The following is a 19,847-nucleotide window of genomic DNA, read 5'->3' on the forward strand; positions in this document are numbered from 1 at the left end:
GATGCGTTCTTTTTATAATTACCGAATAAATATAAAAATCAAGGCGGTCATCGTGACAGAAAGTAACGCAATAATGCATGCCTCTATGACGTAATGCCTTGAAATACTCCAAAGCAGTAATAGCTTATTTTTAAATTGATTTTGATTCAACTTATATTGCAAGGAACGTGTCGGTAAATAAAGGCGTTTGCGCGTTTTTTCAAATTGATAGTCTACGTTCCAACTATATTGATACAACCACTCTCCCATTAATTCATGGCTCTCACCTGTTGAAATTCCCTTCAATAACTTCGCATTATAATCGACAATACTCGAATGTACATATTTGTAATGTGCTTGAATAATGCCGTCAATTTGTTTTAAGGTCGATTCCAGTTGTACCGGATCCACTTGCTCATACTTCTTATATAAAAAAGGCTCTAATAAGCGAAAGACAGGCAAATAGACGACATTCAATTGTTCTTCTGTCACTTTCATTTTATATTGCACGTTAAAGGCCCCTGCAATCGATTTCCAACCGATATAAATCGACAAAAAAATGCCTAACCAGCTTAAAAATGTCCCAATTTCTAATTGTAACAACATACACACCTCGCTATTCTATCGCGTGAACCTTAAACTTCGCCGCCAATTCAAATTGTTTTGGTGTCGTTCGTGCTAACAGCTCTTCTGTCAATGTCACTTTCACGATATCATGTTGATCGTAGGCGCTATAATAATACGTTTTAGAGTTATTACACATCGTACCAACGTATTGTGAATAGTCAACCGTATCCGCTGCAGTAACAACGATTCCTTTAGGAATGCGAACCGTAGATAAAATATGGTAGTGATTGTAGACGCCTTGTTCTTCGTTCTCTGCTTCTTCAATATGCTCTTTAAAAAAGGCTGCTCGAACAAATCGTTCGGGTGGTGTAAAGCCACCCGGTAATCCTGTCGTCCCTGTTCCTTGAGAAAATGGATTCGCTATGTACTCGCCAAAACGAACCGGCTCATATTGCTTCGGACGCACGTGTAAATAATTACGCAAGTTTTCAATATGCCACTCTAAACATGGCGTATTCGTCATTACACCTATTTTATTCTCTTTTATAGATAAATCTTCTTCTGTCGGTTCAATGACGACACAGCGGCCTGTGAGGTCTGTTAAAATCCAATGAAGCGGTGTCACGATATTTAGTTCCGGTATCATCGCACTCACGATGTGTAAATCGGCTAATTTCCCCTCTACCTCTTCAATCGTTGCACACGTCCCTAATAGCCATAAAATCAACTCATGCGGTGCGACGTTTACTTTATTGTTTATCGGGTGTTCTGCATAATATACTTCACCAGGCAAATACAGTTCTGCGACGCTAAGTCCTTTCTCATTCACACCATCCGCAACGAAATACGTGTCTCCTAACAGACGCCCTGCCCCTACAAAACCAAATTGCGTGTTGAATGATGCTTTTTTGACAGCGGCCTGCCATTCAAACCCTCTCGGAATAAATAATGGACTTGGCTCAAGTGGAAATACAAAATCCATCGTTCTGGATAATAAATACGTTCCATCTTTTGTTTTCGTAAAAACACCTGTACACATATGACAACACCTCTTCAAATAATCTCCATACATCTCCATTTCCTTTTTCCTTTTTATTGAAACAATTGTATAAAAACACTTTATTTTCTCTTATTAAAAATTTATCTCACGTTCTAAATACATTCATCGCTTTACCATCATGCCGTACAAAATAGCTTCTGAACGTATAAAAAAGACGGGCATGATTTTAAAAATCATGCCCGTCTTTTTATTCGTTTAATTATTCATTTTCTAAAATAGCTGTAATTTCTTTTTTCAACATCGGTGCGAACGATTCTGCAAATGTGTTCGTAATGTGATCGTAATCACGATATACGACGACATTCCCGATAATCGGACGGAACTCACCGTCTATTTTAAAGTATTTAGAGAAATCAACTAAATGAAGTGGCGTATTCGATTGTTTTAATTGTTCCCAATATGCCGCATCTAATTGATTTTCTTCGTTATTCATTTTCTCTACTGTGCTATCATAACCTTCTGTTTCAAGCGTTTCTAATACGTTAAACGTATAGCGTGGATTGTCTCTTAATGCGAGAACTTGAATACCGTACAGGTTTGTTAATAGCTCTGCTTGTTGTACGAGACCATTTTGAATTCCTTCAGAACGAGAGTCACTTGTCGTTCCGTGAAGAATGACGAGGTCAATGTCTTCTTTTTGTAAATACGCAACGACCCCATTAATCCATTCTAATTTTTGGTCATTCGCTTCATATTTATTCGAGAAACGTGTCCCTGAACGTGTAATGTTCAAAACGCGATAATCTTCCATTGATTCTGTTGCAGCGATTACACCACCGAGCCATTGCTCTGAATGCGAACTTCCGACAACTGCAACTGTTTTTTATAAGATGTCGTATTGCCGTATGCGCCTACTTTAACATCAAATTTTTTCAGCCCTTGGTTCGAATCATCTTTATGTGAAATTGGATAATCTTCAAAAGCTGTTGCGAATGATGGCATTGGCTCTTCTACCGATAATTCTGCTTTTGTATCGACGATTTGAGCACCTGGATATAAATTTTCAGCGCTTTCACTTTGTGCTGCTTTTGCATTTTCGTATTTTTCTTGTGCTTCATGTTTTTCGTATTGGTAATTTCCGAACAACATTCCAATTAATACGACGTTCGCTAAACACATTGCGACTAAACGCTTCACGTTCTTGTTAACATTCGTCGATTGGCGAATCGGTTTTTCAACCAACTCAGTCATTAAATACGAACAAATAATAGATAAAATGATAATGACAAGACCAACGAGTAATGAAATATCCGTTGAGACGTTGTATTTATAAAATGATAGAAGTACCCAGTGCCATAAATAAATACCGAATGAAATCCCACCAAGTTTCATTAAAATAGGTTGAGACAGTAAAGCACTTACGTTATATTTAGACGGTTTCGTTCCGGCTAATACGATCATAACCGCACATGTCATAGGCCATAGCGCAACGTACCCTGGGAACATATTGGAAACGTCGAATAATGCACCCGTTGCAAGTAATCCGAAAAGTCCAATCCAACCAATGACACCTGCAACATATGAGTGAATATGAATGTACGATAAGTTAATACATAACAACCCACCAAGTGCAAATTCCCATACGCGTGCAAATGTCATGAAATAAGCAAATGGTTGATTCACAGACGTTAAATAAATAGAATAAGCTAACGATGCAATGAATAACGTTGCTAGCACAATATTCATAAATAAACGCGCATTGCGAATCGCAAATTTTTTAATACAAAATAAAATAATGCTGAATAGGACGAACCAAATTAAATAAAATTGTCCTTGAATCGACATCGCCCAGAAATGCTCTACAGGGGATTTCATTTGATTAGCGTTTAAATAATCTGTATTTGAAAAGGCTAATTGCCAGTTTTCATAATAAAAAAGTGAAGCGATAATTTCTTTAATCGTTTTAATAAAAATAGATTGTGGTAATAAGAAGAAGCTTGCGATGGTTACGATGCTTAAAATAAAGAAGACAGACGGTAGTAACCGTTTTAAAAGCTTCGATATGTATGGTATGAATTGAAAGCCATGTGTGCGATTAATTGTAGAGATAATCGAAGAAGTGATCAGAAAACCGGATATGACGAAAAATACATCCACCCCTCCCGACACACGTCCGAACCATATGTGGTACACAGCTACGAGTAGTGCAGCGACAATTCTTAACCCTTCAATTTCGGGTCTGAATTTCTTTTCAACTTGAATAATAGGTTGATTCATCTAGTATTTCCTCCAGAGAATTTTTCATAAACTTAGCGTTCAAATACTATATTAGATTAGTAATATCAAGTGATGTATCATGCACAATTTATTCATTTGTATATTAATAAATTGTGTAAATTTATACGAAGCCTCCTCTTACAATGTACTTTTCATACAAGATAAAATTACAAACAAAGGTAAATAAGTATTCTTTACGTTACAATTTATCATTGATAATTGTATCATCATGTATAGTTGTTAAATTAATTTCAAAGATACTTTAACCTAATTTTAATATTTTTGTCATATATCCGTTATGTGTATATTTTATCACTATTAACGAATATTAATTACCAATGTATTATATATTTGATAAATATAGAATTTTCATATCAAAAGCGAAGGAATACTATCATTTTCTATTGAAGAAAAAGGAAATAGACAATTTAGAAAAATAAAAAATATTAAATTTATGTAACTTTTATAAGAAAAGGATACATAACAATAAATGACATCATTATATTATTATATCATCTTTTTAATATATAGGTCATACAATGCTAGTATATGAGTTCTTTACATATACCCTTTTTTGTATGTTTAATGTGTACTCGTTCTATTATGTAACAATTATAAATACACAAAAAAGGATCCGAGCAAAATAACTCGAATCCTTTAAAAATAAACATAAAAAAAGTGCAATCCTAAGATTGCACTTTTTAAATCGAAACTTTAAAAATTAAAGTTTTACGATGTTAGCAGCTTGAGGTCCGCGTTGGCCTTCTTCTACTTCGAATTCAACTTTTTGACCTTCTTCTAAAGTTTTGAAACCTTCGCCAGTGATAGCTGAGAAGTGAGCGAATACGTCAGAACCGCCTTCAACTTCGATGAAACCGAAACCTTTGTCTGCGTTAAACCATTTTACTGTACCTTGTGTCATTTGAATGACCTCCAATTATTTATTAATAAGATCATTTCTTCATAATGAAAAAAATTCACGTATTACAAAAAGTAATAAAATAAACACTAATACTTTTTGTAATAGGTGAATTCAAAACTATCTTGTAATGCTGTTCTTATTTAAGTTCATTATACACTATAAATATAACATTGTCTATTCATTTTTAAAATTTCTACAAATTTATCCCAATTAATTAAAAAAGATGTTTTACATATTTCAAAACATCTTATTAAAATACTTTACTCACATCATTAAATAACTGCCCCGTGTAATTTTCATAGGAAAATATAGCAGTCTCTGAAACACTCGCAACAAACGTTTGTAAACTTTCAAAATTTCGAACGCGGCAACCAGCGAATAAATCTTCTAATACACGGATCGCCCAACAAATGGCGTTTGCTACGATATCCTCTTGCACATCTGAATACAATATATATTCTTTATAAATCATTAACACGTCTGTACGTTCTTTCATATATTCTTCTTGAAACAATGGTGTAGAAGACAACGCTACTAATTTTTGAATTCTATTTAAAAGAACATAGTTATGTGAATAATACATCGTCTTTGTATTCAATGAACTGCTCACGCTCCTCTTTTTCCACTTTAAATCGTTTGATTTTTCTGATTATATTTTAACCCATTTGGAATAGAAAAAACAATTTTTTCGAAAAACACTAGGAAAGATGGACTTAAAAAATGAAAAATGTGTAAAAATCCTTTGGGATTATTTTGAATTCAATATATTTTTGACTAGTTAAGCTAGAATAAGTGTAAAAATTTATATAAACAATAAAAAAGCACTACTGCTCATAAAGCAATAGTGCTCCTATCTATTATGGTGTACGCAATGTTTCTAAATAGTTTCGTTGAAAAATGCACATCGTGAGTGCATCGTGATAAAAACCGTTAATAAAGAAATGTTCTTTAAATATCCCTTCATGTTCAAATCCTGCTTTTTCATAAATATGGATTGCTTTTTTATTTTCTTTATCTACGAACAAATACAGCTTATGCAAATTTAATATTTTAAATGCGTAATCAATCGCAAGTGTCGTCGCTGTAAATGCAAAACCTTTTCCTTGAGCAGAAGGGTCAATAATAATTTGGAATTCGGCATTTCGATGGATTAAATCGATTTCTACTAATTCAACGAGTCCGGCAATTTGCGTGCCGTCCATAATAATAAACCGACGCTCACTTTGATTATGAATATGTTTATCGAATAATTGTTCCAATTCAACATACGATTCATACGGTTCTTCAAACCAGTAAGACATAATGCGATTATCATTGTTTAACTGATGAATGTAGCGAAGATCTTCCCTTTCCAATGCTCTTAATTTCAAATTCGTTGTCATGTTTTCACCATTTCAATTTGTATTTGAAGTATTTACTTCTCTATACTTTACCCACTTCTGCTATACAGTAAGCATTAAAAAGTAGATAAGCCTGTAAATTCTTGAATATGATATAAAACCGTCTTCCACCATATTTTTTCCCCGTACGTTTCATACGATACCGTATAGTTTCCATCTATATTATTCCAAATCTGATTATAGTACGTTAAAAGCTGTTGTGCTGTGTCGTGTTCAACTGGAAGTTTGGCATATAGATCCGTTTCTAAATTGAAATCACGTAAATTTCGCTTCGTAAAGTTTGCAGAACCTCCGACGACCGTTAGCTCGTCTCCTTGTTTTAACAATAAAAACTTACTATGGTACTGTTCGCCTTTCGTATCGTACCACCGAATATCAATAGACGGTTCTTTGCTCAATTCAGCTGCTACCGGACGATTCGGAATGCCGTTTTTCTTTAAGCCGAATGCATCTCGATTCGCATCTAACACTAATTGTATGCTGACGCCTCGTTTCGCTGCTGCTTTCAGCTCATTAATGAATGGTCGATCTGCTAAATAAAAGACGCCAATTTGAATCGCATCACCTTTATTCGCCCGTTTCACCGTATTAACTAGCACATTCCCAATCGCACCCTCTGTGATGATTTTCGTCTCGATTTCTCCATCTGCTTGTTGTGTAAATGTATGTTTCGGTAACGACTGGCCCATCATTTTCAAAATCGCATTTTCGGATGCGTATAAGTCATTTAAAATCGCACCTTGTACGACGAAGCCGATATTGGAATGAAGGCTGCTACCATCATGTGAAATGTTGGCAGACGCAATCAATGCCTCGTGATCGTTTAATAGTACTTTACGATGATTCGCTTTAAAGTTCACTAAATCTAAGTAAGCGCCAAGTGACATTTTTTTATCTTTGTTGAAGGCATTCGGAAATAGGCCGTTCGTTGATGTTGGAATCCATTGTAAATAAGAACGCCATACGCTCGAATACAAGGGGTTTGAATCTTTTAACTTCGTCAAATCCGTCTCTACGACGTCAATGCCCGCTTCTTTTAATCGCTGTAAAAGTAGTGAAGGTGACGATTGATAAGCCGAATTAATTGGATCTGTGATGACTGTAACGTGCAAGTCTTTCGTCGCTTCTTTTTTCTCGATGAGTGCATCCGTTAACTGCTCAGCACGATTGTCGAACGTTGAAGTCGAATGGTTGTAATCATCATTAAACAAAAATAAATCAACGACAAGTACTTTTTCCGCTTCGTTTATGATTTGTAACCCTCGCTTAAACAACTGCTGTTCATGTACACGAGTTCCATTTTTTTCGTACGTTAAATCCGTTAAAAACTCCAGTTGATCCGCATAATAGACGTTTCCATCCATTGAGAGTCCTTCTGGTACGTCTTTTAATGCATGGGCATTCCACATAAGAAGTGGGATGATCAGTAAAATACAGCAAATGATTTTCATTGTTTTCTTCATAATAAGACAACCCCCTTCTTGCATCGTTCCTCTGATCCTGTCTTCGTTCAGTTCATATGTTTCGGTACGAAAATTTTAAAGATTGTTCCTTGTCCAACCGCACTGCGCACCTCAATTTTCCCACCATGCAGATGAACGAGTTGTTGGGTAATCGCCATTCCAAGACCTGAGCCTTCCGTATGTTCCGTCGTGTTCGTCCCTCGATAATACCGATTGAACAATTGTTCTTTCGTACACTCATCCATCCCTTTCCCGTTATCTCGAATTTCAATACACACCGTATTTTTCAAGCTCATCGTCGTGACATCAATTTTCGTACCGATTGGATTATGTTTCACGCTATTTAATAAAAGGTTATCCAGTACCCGTTGGAATAAAACAGGATCTCCTTCTATATAAAGGGGCTCATCGCTTATATGAATGTCATACAAATACGTTGGATGCTCTTCTAAATGCTGAATAATCGTACGACGTACCATCTCATGCAACTCAATTTTTCTTTTTTGAATAGGTAAATTATTGTTTTTAATGCGGTACGTGAGCGTTAAGTCATCAATCAGTTTTTTCATATAAACGGACTTTTCATCGATTCGCATTAAAAAGTCATCTTTTTCTTCTTCTGTCCAGTTATAATCTGTCTGTAACATTTTCGTATAGCCCATAACGGTCGCAAGTGGTGTTTTCAAGTCATGGGATAAACCAGCAATCCATTCTTCCCGATGAACTTCTAATTTTTTTCGTTCTACTTCATGATTATGTAGCTCATTCGAAACTTCTTGTAACGTTTGAATCATCTCACGGTAAATACGATATTTGAATTTCACCTGTCCTTTACGATTTAAAAATAAAGGCTGTCCCTTTTTATTTAATGGTACATCGTATCGTTTCTCTCCAATATTCCGAATCCACTCCATAAACATCCGCAGTGGAGAAGAAAATTTACGGACGAAAAAGTAAATCATGATTCCTAAAAATACAATGCTTCCGACGCCATACCAAATAATCGGCCATTTCAATTCGGCTAATACGGCACGTCCGCCGACTTCAGGACGCTTCTCTGCAACGATAATCGTCCTGCCCGATGCCTCATCAATAAAACGCTCCATATGATAGTCATAATAACCATTCAACAATTTCTCTACCATATCGTCGGATTTACTTACATTAATGGAATCAAGTATTTTATTCTTATCTACATATAACACTTTCAGTTTCGTATTTAGTTTCGGTAATTGATTGTTTTGTAAATCCATCGTCTCTTTAATACGCTGCATCGTCGTGAACACTTTATTTTCTCGACCGTAGACGACATAAGCATTTTTCTTTTTGTCCGATAAATAATCGGTATAGACGACATTCATTAAATATTTTTCTTGAGAAAGTAAGTGATTGTACTCAAATGTTTCGTGACTTGCTGCATTGTACGTCATCAACAAGTCCTTCTTTTCATTGTATATCGCTAACCAGCCATTTTGAGAACGTACTTTTTCTTTCAACTCTGCATCAATTGTAGCGCTATGCTCAGCAATATGAACGTGTTTATTGAAGTAAAAAGAATCTGTTTCGAGCAGATCATTGTCTGCCTCACCTGTCGACAGTGCAATACCGAGCAACATGAGAAAAGCGATGCCCGCAATGACCGTTACGACGAGTAAAATAAGTGCTTGGAAAAAGAAAGACGTCGCAAACCTTCGATGCATCTCTACTTAACCCCTTCCGGCACGAATTTATAACCGAGACCTCGTACGGTGACAATCATTTCTGGGTGACTCGCGTCTTGCTCCAATTTTTGGCGCAATTTTCGAATATGTACCATTACCGTATTGTCCTCGCCTAAATAGCTTTCACCCCAAACTTTTTCGTAAATTTGTGCTTTCGTAAATAATTGGTTCGGGTGCTGTGCAAAAAAGAGCAGTAGCTGATACAATTGCGCAGATAAATGAATCACTTCTCCGTGCAAACGAACTTCTCCAGAAATAGGGTCGATCAGCAGTTCATGAAATTGAATCAATTTTGTCGCCGGTTGTTGTACACGGCGTAATCTGGCCTTTATTCTCGCAACGACTTCGAGTGGATTAAATGGCTTCGTAATGTAATCATCCGCCCCAAGCGCAAAACCAGTTAGCGTATCTAAGTCTGAAGAACGCGCAGTTACGAAGAAAATAGGTGCTTCCGTCAACTGACGAATTTGTGGGCTAATTTCAAAACCACTTAGTCCCGGCATTGATACGTCCAATAAAATTAAATCATATTGATTTACTTGACATTTTTCGAGTGCTTCTTCTCCCGTTGTTGCCAAGTCGATCGCATGAAATCCTTCTTTTGTTAAAATTGTTTGTAGCATTGTTAGTAATGAAATTTCATCATCTACGATTAGTAATTTCACATCGTACATAAAACCACTCCTTTTCTGTATAATAGCATGATTTCATAATGCCTTATAAAATTTAAGAAAACGTTAAGGTATTGATTCACAAATAGTAAGTTTCATTTAGTATACTTCAACTAAACTTATATAAAGGAGCGATTTATGATGTTCGCTATCGCCAAACATGAATTATGGCAATCATTTAAAAACATTAAAGCTATTCTTATTATTATCGCATTACTTAGTGCTTCATACTTTTTTGCTAACAAAGGAAAAACATTCGTTGAAATGTTTGAACTAAGTTCTGGAGAAGAAAATACGATTTACTCTACAGGACTTCTCCTCATGATGATGTTCTTCGGTCTTTTATTCGTCATGGCACTTTCTCACGACATTATTAATAGAGAAACGTCTAATCGTACGATGCGCTTTTTACTTTCTCGTACGTCACATGAAAAAATTTTTATCGGCAAATTTTTAGGCGTTTGGTTGTTTTGGATTATTTGTTTTGCGATTTCTGTTCTTGTCATCGCCATTACATCTCAAACGATCGACTTCATGGTTATTGCGACACTCATTTGCCTCGTAACGTTTGAAATCTCCATCGCTTTCCTTGTTTCTGTTCTTATTAAAAAACCGATGATGTCGATGTTTATCGGTATTTTCGTCGGCATTGCAGGCCCTATTCTAGCATCGATCGTTGAATATACAGAAGCATGGTACAAACTATTTAAATACGTCAGCCCTCTGCACTATCTTCAAAACGATAATTATGAAATGCTCGCCCTTCCTTTAGGCGCACTTATCATCGCAGCCATTTCATTATTTATTTTCAAACGAGGTGAATACTAATGTTAGAAGTTACAGGATTAACGAAAAATTACGGTCAAAAAGAAGTGCTAAAAGGCATCGACTTAACAATCGAAGACGGTGAAATTTTTGGTTTCCTCGGCCGAAACGGTGCAGGTAAATCAACATTCATTAATATTTTAACTGGACTCGCAAAACAAACGTCTGGAACCGTTACGTTTTTTGACGGAGAACCACTAACGACAAACTTAAAAAAACGTCTCGGGGTTTTACCTGACTACTCGATGTTTTACGGTCACTTAAATGCGATTGATCATTTGCGCTATTTCGCTTCAATTAGTGGCAAAAATATTTCAAAAAAACATGCACAAGACATTTTAACGAAAGTTGGTCTTGGAAAAGACAGCAAATTAAAAGTAGAAAAATATTCATTCGGTATGAAGAAAAAATTAGGTTTTGCGCAAGCAATCGTCCACGATCCAGACTTTATCTTTTTAGATGAACCGACTTCAGGTGTCGATGCCGAATCAGCAATCGTTCTACATACGTTGATTCGCGACCTTCAAAAACAAGGAAAAACAATTTTCTTAACGTCTCACAACTTAAATGAAATGGAAAAACTATGTGATCGTATCGCCATTTTAAAAGATGGTAACATCGCCAAAATTGGGCAAATTAATGCGTTGAAAACAGCTGAAACGACAGAAACGCACGTCCAAATTAAGCATAGTATATTGACAAATACTGTACGTGAACAATTACTTCAAGTTATTGCACCATTTAGTAAAGTGCTCGTACAAGACGTCGATTGGTTAACGATTCAAGTTGCGAGTGAACAAGAAATCCCGATGCTCGTTCGTGCATTCACTGGTTTACAAATTGATATTTTCCGTGTCGAAGTGGCTCAAAAATCATTAGAAGAAATCTTCATAGACGCTGAAAAATAAGCGTTTTATCATTTTATATTTTTATAAAACTTAAAATAGAAGAGCTTAGGACAAAACCTTAGCCAAATTGAAAGGGTCGTCATGATGTTGAAATCATGACGACCCTTTTTCATATGCGTATTGGTAGCATTCTTTATTTTAGGCGACGTTTTTCGTGGGCACGTCTCCAACTCATTTTTTTCGAAATTAGCAAAAGCTCATGCGGTTTCCCCAGAAGCCGCTCCTTTCCCTTTGAACAAACTCATTTCAAATTTCAAATAAACAAAAAAGAGATTCACTTCTGTTACTTCATTTAATCTATCACTTGAGCCGGAAGTTGTTCGATTATATTTAACGCGACGAGCGCTTCATAAATTCCATTGTCCGCTGCGCTCTTCGTTACGTAATCACTATGCTCTTTCACCGCATCGGGTGCGTTTCCCATCGCAATACCGAACCCGACATACGTTAACATGTCCACATCGTTGTAGCCGTCACCGAAAGCCATTGCCTCTTCTTTCGTATAACCGAAATAAGCAAGCACATGCGCAATCGCAATTGACTTCGAATTCGGACGTTGCAGTGCATTCACAATCGTTCGATGCCAGCGTTGAAAAATAATGTCCGGAAATTTTTCTTCATATGGAGCCATTTGTTCCGCTGTCGCAATCAAACAAATTAAATTTACTTGGCACGTCTCAGATGGAAGAACGGGCGGTAAATGCGTCATATTAAATGCGTCTTTCATCGCTTCTGATAGTTGCGCTGTTTCAAGCTCATTGCGATAAAAAGCGTCATTATAAAACGTTAACGCATTCCCTTGTACACGAGCGAATGCCATCAATTGTTTTTGAAATGTTGGTTCTACTCGTGCCTCGTAAATAATATCGTCATTTCTTCTCGCATAAGCACCATTTGCTGTAATCATCGTATGTATGCCGAGTTCTTCTAAGTCCGCACACATGCTATACGGACGTCCTGTTGCGGCTACAACATGAATGCCTTGCTGTTGCAACGCACGAATACTTTCTTTCGCAGACAACGGGATGTCACCTGTATCACTCGTCGTTAACGTTCCATCTATATCAAAGAAGACGACTTTCGGTTTCATTTTTTTCATGTACTCCACTCCTTCATATAAAAAAGTATATCGTAATGAACGAAAAAGAAAAGTTCATTCGCATAGCAAACCAACGTATGTTCCATTCAAAGGCTATGCTATAATTTGATGGAACAAATGAAAAAGACTTAAAAAGAATGGTGATTATATGACAACTCGAAAATTAGGCTCTTGTACGACGATGCTCGTCGGCAAAAATGTATCAATGGACGGCTCTACGATGATTGCACGAAATGAAGATAGTGGCTCTGCTTCTAAAAATCCACAACGTTTTATCGTCATGCATCCAGAAGACCAACCAACACACTACAAATCTGTACAAAGCAGATTTGAAATGACGCTTCCTTCTAATCCGTTACGCTATACGTGTACGCCAGATGCGGTCGTTGGATTCGGTATTTGGGGGGAATCAGGCATTAATAGTGCAAACGTTGCTATGTCTGCGACTGAGACGATTACGACGAACTCACGCGTGCTAGGTGCTGATCCATTTGAAGAAAATGGCATCGGTGAGGAAGATATGTTAACGATCGTTCTTCCGTATATCCGTTCAGCAAAAGAAGGAGTGCTACGTCTCGGTAAAATTTTAGAAACGTATGGCACATACGAGTCAAATGGCATTGCCTTCTCTGACAAAGATGACATTTGGTATTTAGAAACAATCGGTGGACATCACTGGGCTGCTGTTCGTATTCCAGACGATGCATACGTCATCGCACCGAACCGCTTTAATATCGACCACTTCGACTTTGATTCGGACGATACGCTTTGCTCAGATGACTTACAACAATTTATTGAAGAAAACTATTTAAATCCTGACTTTGAAGGAACGAATTTACGCCATATTTTCGGTAGTGCTACCGTCAAAGATACGCGCTATAACAACCCACGTGCTTGGTACGTACAAAAACAATTTGACGTAAACACACCAGATGATCCAATGGCACAGGACTTACCTTTTATTTGCTATCCGAATCGTAAATTGTCTGTCGAAGATGTGAAATGGGCACTAAGCTCTCACTTCCAAAATACCGAATTTGATCCGTACGGTGAAGGCAGCGAAGAAGACAAAGCAAAATTCCGTACAATCGGTATTAACCGAAACCAAGAAAGTCACATTTTACAAATCCGTAACGATGTACCAGCCGAATTCGCCGGTATTCACTGGTTAGCATTCGGACCGAATACGTTCAACGCGATGGTTCCTTTCTACGCAAATGTAGAAAACACACCCGCTTGCTACCGCGATACGACAGCCGACTTTGATATTACGAAAATTCACTGGTTAAGCCATACGATTGCCCTTTTAGGTGATACGAACTTCAATTTGTACAGCGATATGCAAAGTGCATTTGAACAAAAAGTCGTAGCACAGTGCCGCAACATTCAAAAACGAGCGGACAAAGAAGCATCTGCACAAGAAAACGTCGCAGCTTACTTACAATCAATTAATGAACAATATGCAACAATTGCTTTTGAAGCGACGAATAAATTGTTAGGCGACATGGTATTAGCCGGTACGAAGAAAATGAAATTAAACTTTAGTTTAGCTGACTAATCGACAGAGACTGGAACAAAACACGTCATTTTCCTTTTTTAGCGTTCGCAACGAAAAACCGGAACCGCGCCACAGCGCGATTCCGGTTTTTCTTATGCTCATATGAGAGGTGATTTCTACACGTATGTCCCAGCCTCTTTTTTTGCCTTTGAAACTATCATTTGTATCATACGTTACAATTCATTCAAATACGTATAATTTTACTCGTTCACCTACGTGTTATGCACTCCTACTACCCTTTTCTCTAAAAAGCAGACATTTCTTTCAACATTTCTTTTCCACCACTTGGTCAGTTTTGCATTTTTCATATATTCAATAAATTTAAAGTATGCTATGATAGCAAGTAAATTATGTAATTTGTAACAAATTACGCGTTCTATGATCAATTAAATTAAACACAAAGTTTTATTTGAGAGAAAGTGAGGTAGTGTGCGAAGTCACACATCAACTATGAAAAAAATTATTACATACGGTACGTACGATATGTTCCATCCAGGGCATTTAAAATTGTTAAAACGAGCAAAAGCATTAGGTGATCACTTAACCGTTGCCATTTCTTCTGATGAATTCAATCAATTAAAAGGAAAGTCTTCTTACTATTCATTCGAAGACCGCGCAGAAATTGTCGAAGCTTTAACGATTGTCGATGAAGTTATTCGCGAAGATAATTGGGAACAAAAAGTGACGGATATTCAAAAGTTAAACATCGATACATTCGTCATCGGTGACGATTGGGAAGGTCACTTCGACTTTTTAAAAGAATATTGTGAAGTCGTGTACTTAAAACGTACAGAAGGCATTTCAACAACTAAAATTAAAGAAGATTTAAAAGAAACGACAAAATAATCAATACATCACTTGATGAAAAAGCATGTTTTTTTCATTAAAAAACACTTCCAAACACATGTTTGGAAGTGTTTCTTTTTATACTATTTTTGGTTCGTAATAATCGATGCGACTTGTTGAGAAGCATCCCCTTTTTCCCATTCAGCAAATCCATCAATGAATTGTTGCTTCTCTTCGTTCAAAGTATATGTGCCATTAAAGATTTGTTCTAGTGCACTTTGAAGTGACGCATTGTCTTCACAAATAGCACCTGGTGCAAAACGTTCAAAATCAAAATAGAAGCCACGTAATTGTTCACGGTATTTCTCTAAATCGTATGTGAAAAATACAATCGGACGGTTCAATAAGCTATAGTCGAAAAAGACAGAAGAATAATCGGTAATTAATACGTCTGCTGCTAAATATAGCTCTTTAATATCGCCAGCTGTTGAACGATCAATGACGAAGTCACCAAATTGAGACGTATCTAAGTTTTCTGCAACTAAATAGTGCGTGCGTAATACGAGTACCGCTTCGTCACCATATTTTTCTTGTAGCGCCGCAATATCCATTTCTAAACTAAATTTATATTGCCCTTTTTTAATGTATTCATCATCGCGCCAAGTCGGTGCGTATAAAATAACTTTCTTATTCGCTGGAATCGCTAATTTTTCTCTCACACGTTGCATTTCAACTTCATTATCACGGTTTTGAATTAAATAGTCATTACGTGGGTAGCCCGATTGAATCATCGTACCACTATAAGCAAAAGCACGTCTGAAAATATCTTCCGAAAATGCGTTCGGCGCAATTAAATAATCCCATTTCGCTGTTTCTAGACGGAAATTACGTTTATATTTTTTCGTGTTCGTTCCCGGCATTTTAACTTCTTGCATGTCGAGCGCTAATTTTTTAAGCGGTGTGCCATGCCACGTTTGGATATACGTCGTTTTATCTGATTTTTGAATCCAGCCAGGATTTCGTGAATTCGATACCCAATATTTCGCTTTATTCATTAAGAACAACCATTTAATACCGAGCTTCATTACGTGTGGAACGTCTTTAAAGTTTTCTAAATGACGGCGATCCGCACTCCAAACGAGCTTATATTCTGGATGATGTTCTTTCATATAATCATAAATTGCTTTCGGATTATCGCTCACTTGACGTCCGTTAAAACTTTCAAAAATAACAAGTCGTGCATCTTTACGACGATTTTTTTGCATATTAAAAATTTTCTTATACACTTTTACAGCAAATTTCTTCGTTTTCTTTTTAATACTCACAATTCTTCCTCCTACTTATCCGTTACTTCTTATTTTCTAGTTATTAAAGTGAAAATACAATACTTTTTTCACAATTCTATTTTTAAATTTCAATTTTTTACATAATAAAATTAAATATTTTACTATAATTCACATATATTAGTTGATATAACGATTTATCCTTTATTTTTTGTTGCATTTACAACATTTTTAAGTATTATTAATGATAGAGGTGATACGTAATGAACGATGTGTTAAGAGAAATCGGTATGATTGCACGTGCATTAGATGCGATTAGCAATATCGAATTTAAACAATTACAGTTAACAAAAGGGCAATATTTGTATATCGTCCGCATTTTTGAACAAGAAGGTATTTTTCCAGATCAATTAGCAGAGCTCATTAAAGTCGATCGTACGACAGCAGCACGTGCGATTAAAAAACTAGAGGAAAATGGCTTTATTGAAAAAAAAGACGACTTACACAATAAAAAAATTAAACGACTCTACACGACGGAAAAAGGAAAAGCCATTTACCCTTTCATTCGAAGAGAAAATGATTTTTCAAACAATATGTCGCTCAACGGCCTAACAAAAGCCGAAAGAGAAACACTCCTCCACTTATTGCAACGTGTGAGAGAAAATGTTGATACCGACTGGCATTACGTAAAAAGCGGCAACAAACGCGACTATTAAAAGCTTGGAGGAGTGTTATGATGAGAAAATGTACAAAAGATGATTTAAATATCATCCAGCAAATTAGTAAGCAAACTTTTTTTGAAACGTTTTACGAGGACAATAATCCAGAAACGATGGAAACGTATTTAAGCGAGGCATTCGCGCTTGATCAGTTGCAAAAAGAACTTGAAAATCCCTATTCCTCCTTTTACGTATATGAAATAGAAGGTGACGTCGCAGGCTATTTAAAATTAAATGAGAAAGACACACAAACAGAAAAGATGGGTGAGAGCTTCATAGAAATAGAACGTATTTACGTCCTTAAAAGTTTTCAAAAAGCGGAATTGGGAAAATCATGCTACAAAAAGCGATTGATTTAGCCGAAACGAGAGCGATTTGGCTAGGTGTTTGGGAGAAAAATCAAAATGCCATTGCCTTTTATGAAAAAATGGGTTTCCAAAAAACTGGTGAACATGTTTTTCAAATGGGCGATGAACGTCAAATTGATTGGGTTATGACGCGAAAGCATTAAGTTACTTACAAGCGCAAGTCTACTACTTTTTTCGTACTCTTCATTATTTCACAATTACTTTCCACTCAATTTTTTGATTTTTAAAATACTTTTTTAAAATGAGGTTTTAACTGCGCAAAAGAAGTGAAGAGTATAGTAAGTCCAATTTAAACGGGCGTCACAAAGGAGTGAACATAGATGAAGAAAAAATTAATCGTTTCAACACTAGCAATCGCCATCGCTTCCATGACCGTTGCTTTCCCTGTGCAACAACAAGCTTCTGCAGCACAAAGTAATGTGATGGCAAAGAAAACAACGAAATCGTACACATACAATGTTTTAGGCACGAAGAGTAAAGCTATTCAAAGTAAATCTTCATTCTATGTCCAAAATATTGATTTCGTTGAAAATGTAAATAAAGGAAAATTCGCATTCAACCTTGGTAGTGTCGGTGATTACACATTGCCAGCTAATTTTTATAAAACGAATAAAGCTTCCTTCGTTCGCGTCGAATCATCTAAAAAATTGACAGTCGTAGCGAAAAAGAAAAATGTGAAAACACCGTACAAAACATTTAAAAATGCCTATGTATTAACGAAAGATGGCTACAAAGTAAGCCTTGCTAAAGGATATGGCGTCGTAAAAGTAACATACGGCAAACAAACGATTTTTGAATTAACGAAAGCGAAAAATCACTAACAATCATACTTTTTTCACAAATTTAAATACGAATCATCCCGGAATCCCATCGGCTTCTGGGATTTTTTATATTAAAAGCATATACACACAAAAAAATTTCAATTTACGACACTTTTCTTGTGTCATTTCGTCTTATAATAGAAGTATTACAAACAAAGGGGTTGGCACTTGATGAAAAAAATAGTAGCAACAGCTGCAACAGCTATTGGACTCGCTGCTGCTTATACGGTACTCCCTACGTACGCAATCCGTCTTTCTTCTTACGGTGTTGTGCAACGTACCGACCAAAAAGGCATTCTATTAACATTCGATGATGGTCCAAATCCAACATATACACCTCAATTATTAGCTCTTTTAAAACAATATAATATTCGGGCAATTTTCTTCGTTGTGGCAGAAAAAGCAGAAAAATATCCTGAAATTATGCATCAAATGATTGCGGATGGACACGTAATCGGCTTGCATCATTATACGCATAGCGATAGTTATAAAATGACACCGCGTATGTTAGATGCCGAACTACTCAAAGGGAAAGAAGCGATTGAACGTGTGACGCAACAGCCTGTCCATTTCTATCGCCCACCGTGGGGGAAATTCACATTAGCTACGTTACCAGTCGCTAAAAAACATGCGCTCACACCGGTCATGTGGAGTAAAATTTTTGGTGATTGGAAAGTCAAAACATGCCAAACAACTTTGCAAAATAAACTCCATCATGCGGTTAAAGACGGTGCCATTTACGTATTACATGACTGTGGGATGAATCCAGGAGCAGATGACGAAGCGCCTGCTTTCATGCTACAGCAACTAGAGAAGTTTTTACGTGATACGACCGCATTAGGTCAACCATTTACTGAACCGGTGAACTGGAAACGTTATGTCTCACATTGATTCGGTACTGAACTTAGTTGAACAATACGGTCCTTTCGTCATATTCGTTTGCTTATTTTTCGGTGTTGTAGGTATTCCCGCACCAGAAGAAACACTTGTCGTCATTGTCGGTATTTTAATACAACATCATGCGCTCCCGATGTTTTCTTCTGTCATCGCATCGTTCCTCGGTGTATTTTGTGGGTTCTTAAGTAGCTATGCAGTCGGACGCTACGCAGGCGCTCCAGTTTTCTACAAAATCACAAAACGTATGAAAATGAGTGAATTTAAAGTCCAAGCATTCCAAGAAAAATACGAAAAAAATTATAAACGTGCCCTTCTCGTCGGGCTATTCATTCCCGGAGCGAGACAGATTAATCCTTACTTAGCAGGAATTTCTAAAATACCGTTTATTCCGTACGTCATCGTTAGTTTAATTGGCACGTCGATTTGGGTATTCCCTTTCATGATTCTCGGTTATGCGACAGCGAATGTCATTACGATTAAATATGAATATTTACCGTTCATCGGCATCGCCATCGGACTCAGTTTTATTTCGTATTTTACGATCCAACATTTTTATAAAAAGAAAAAAATCGCCTATAAAAAA

At 36.6% G+C, this 19,847-nt stretch carries 20 protein-coding genes and 1 pseudogene; 9 read left to right on the forward strand and 12 right to left on the reverse strand.

The window, feature by feature from the left end; all coding sequences use genetic code 11:
• Positions 1-18 precede the first annotated feature (18 nt).
• From KSHG_RS10305 to KSHG_RS10345, 10 genes are all read right to left on the reverse strand, one after another.
• Complete coding sequence (locus tag KSHG_RS10305) at positions 19-585, reverse strand: hypothetical protein (RefSeq protein WP_026022573.1); 567 nt, start codon at positions 583-585, stop codon at positions 19-21.
• A gap of 10 nt (positions 586-595) precedes the next feature.
• A complete protein-coding gene (locus KSHG_RS10310) occupies positions 596-1,585 on the reverse strand; it encodes a choloylglycine hydrolase family protein (RefSeq protein ID WP_010305677.1) in 990 nt (329 codons plus the stop codon).
• Positions 1,586-1,805: 220 nt separating this feature from the next.
• Positions 1,806-2,375: an SGNH hydrolase domain-containing protein gene (locus KSHG_RS18830; RefSeq protein WP_235728375.1), complete on the reverse strand. Its 570-nt coding sequence runs from the start codon at positions 2,373-2,375 to the stop codon at positions 1,806-1,808.
• Entirely contained in the window at positions 2,375-3,823 is a 1,449-nt protein-coding gene (locus KSHG_RS16820) for an acyltransferase family protein (protein ID WP_235728370.1), read from the reverse strand. Before KSHG_RS16820 ends, KSHG_RS18830 begins: the two co-directional genes overlap by 1 nt.
• A gap of 721 nt (positions 3,824-4,544) precedes the next feature.
• The gene (locus KSHG_RS10320) at positions 4,545-4,745 is read right to left on the reverse strand and encodes a cold-shock protein (RefSeq protein WP_010305683.1); all 201 of its coding nucleotides are present in this window, start codon (positions 4,743-4,745) and stop codon (positions 4,545-4,547) included.
• 250 nt (positions 4,746-4,995) lie between these two features.
• Complete coding sequence (locus KSHG_RS10325; protein ID WP_010305687.1) at positions 4,996-5,343, reverse strand: hypothetical protein; 348 nt, start codon at positions 5,341-5,343, stop codon at positions 4,996-4,998.
• Positions 5,344-5,602: 259 nt separating this feature from the next.
• A complete protein-coding gene (gene speG, locus KSHG_RS10330; protein ID WP_010305691.1) occupies positions 5,603-6,127 on the reverse strand; it encodes a spermidine N1-acetyltransferase in 525 nt (174 codons plus the stop codon).
• 74 nt (positions 6,128-6,201) lie between these two features.
• Positions 6,202-7,608, reverse strand: a complete 1,407-nt coding sequence (locus KSHG_RS10335) for a phospholipase D-like domain-containing protein (protein WP_010305695.1) — start codon at positions 7,606-7,608, stop codon at positions 6,202-6,204.
• A gap of 47 nt (positions 7,609-7,655) precedes the next feature.
• Complete coding sequence (locus KSHG_RS17590; RefSeq protein ID WP_010305699.1) at positions 7,656-9,308, reverse strand: sensor histidine kinase; 1,653 nt, start codon at positions 9,306-9,308, stop codon at positions 7,656-7,658.
• 2 nt (positions 9,309-9,310) lie between these two features.
• Positions 9,311-10,003, reverse strand: coding sequence for a response regulator transcription factor (locus KSHG_RS10345; RefSeq protein WP_010305703.1), 693 nt, complete (start codon positions 10,001-10,003; stop codon positions 9,311-9,313).
• Between the two features lie 135 nt (positions 10,004-10,138).
• Here KSHG_RS10345 and KSHG_RS10350 point away from each other — a divergent pair, with 135 nt between their 5' ends.
• Complete coding sequence (locus tag KSHG_RS10350) at positions 10,139-10,828, forward strand: ABC transporter permease (protein ID WP_235728371.1); 690 nt, start codon at positions 10,139-10,141, stop codon at positions 10,826-10,828.
• The gene (locus KSHG_RS10355) at positions 10,828-11,733 is read left to right on the forward strand and encodes an ABC transporter ATP-binding protein (RefSeq protein ID WP_010305709.1); all 906 of its coding nucleotides are present in this window, start codon (positions 10,828-10,830) and stop codon (positions 11,731-11,733) included. Before KSHG_RS10350 ends, KSHG_RS10355 begins: the two co-directional genes overlap by 1 nt.
• A gap of 292 nt (positions 11,734-12,025) precedes the next feature.
• On the opposite strand, the gene KSHG_RS10360 is transcribed toward KSHG_RS10355, so the two are convergent.
• Positions 12,026-12,832 carry a Cof-type HAD-IIB family hydrolase gene (locus KSHG_RS10360; protein ID WP_010305712.1) on the reverse strand — a complete coding sequence of 269 codons (807 nt, stop codon included), beginning with the start codon at positions 12,830-12,832 and terminating at the stop codon, positions 12,026-12,028.
• A 148-nt stretch (positions 12,833-12,980) separates the two neighbouring features.
• Between KSHG_RS10360 and KSHG_RS10365 the strand changes: the two genes are divergently transcribed.
• Positions 12,981-14,390, forward strand: coding sequence for a C69 family dipeptidase (locus KSHG_RS10365; RefSeq protein WP_010305716.1), 1,410 nt, complete (start codon positions 12,981-12,983; stop codon positions 14,388-14,390).
• Positions 14,391-14,840: 450 nt separating this feature from the next.
• Positions 14,841-15,236 carry a glycerol-3-phosphate cytidylyltransferase gene (gene tagD / locus KSHG_RS10370; RefSeq protein ID WP_010305718.1) on the forward strand — a complete coding sequence of 132 codons (396 nt, stop codon included), beginning with the start codon at positions 14,841-14,843 and terminating at the stop codon, positions 15,234-15,236.
• 83 nt (positions 15,237-15,319) lie between these two features.
• Here the strand turns inward: tagD and KSHG_RS10375 are convergent, their stop codons facing one another.
• Positions 15,320-16,501: a CDP-glycerol glycerophosphotransferase family protein gene (locus KSHG_RS10375; RefSeq protein WP_010305720.1), complete on the reverse strand. Its 1,182-nt coding sequence runs from the start codon at positions 16,499-16,501 to the stop codon at positions 15,320-15,322.
• Positions 16,502-16,722: 221 nt separating this feature from the next.
• Between KSHG_RS10375 and KSHG_RS10380 the strand changes: the two genes are divergently transcribed.
• The 5 genes and pseudogenes from KSHG_RS10380 to KSHG_RS16835 all read left to right on the forward strand — a co-directional run.
• Positions 16,723-17,175 (forward strand): MarR family winged helix-turn-helix transcriptional regulator, encoded by a 453-nt coding sequence (locus KSHG_RS10380; protein WP_010305723.1) that lies wholly within the window; start codon positions 16,723-16,725, stop codon positions 17,173-17,175.
• Positions 17,176-17,192: 17 nt separating this feature from the next.
• Positions 17,193-17,689: pseudogene (locus KSHG_RS16830) on the forward strand (N-acetyltransferase family protein).
• Positions 17,690-17,866: 177 nt separating this feature from the next.
• Positions 17,867-18,367: a hypothetical protein gene (locus tag KSHG_RS10390; protein ID WP_010305731.1), complete on the forward strand. Its 501-nt coding sequence runs from the start codon at positions 17,867-17,869 to the stop codon at positions 18,365-18,367.
• A gap of 171 nt (positions 18,368-18,538) precedes the next feature.
• Positions 18,539-19,258, forward strand: a complete 720-nt coding sequence (locus KSHG_RS10395; RefSeq protein WP_010305736.1) for a polysaccharide deacetylase family protein — start codon at positions 18,539-18,541, stop codon at positions 19,256-19,258.
• Positions 19,245-19,847 (forward strand): DedA family protein (locus KSHG_RS16835; RefSeq protein WP_010305740.1); only part of this gene is annotated, 603 nt, incomplete at its 3' end. The genes KSHG_RS10395 and KSHG_RS16835, both read left to right, overlap by 14 nt.

The sequence above is a fragment of the Kurthia senegalensis genome, from assembly GCF_000285595.1.
Classification (GTDB): domain Bacteria; phylum Bacillota; class Bacilli; order Bacillales_A; family Planococcaceae; genus Kurthia; species Kurthia senegalensis.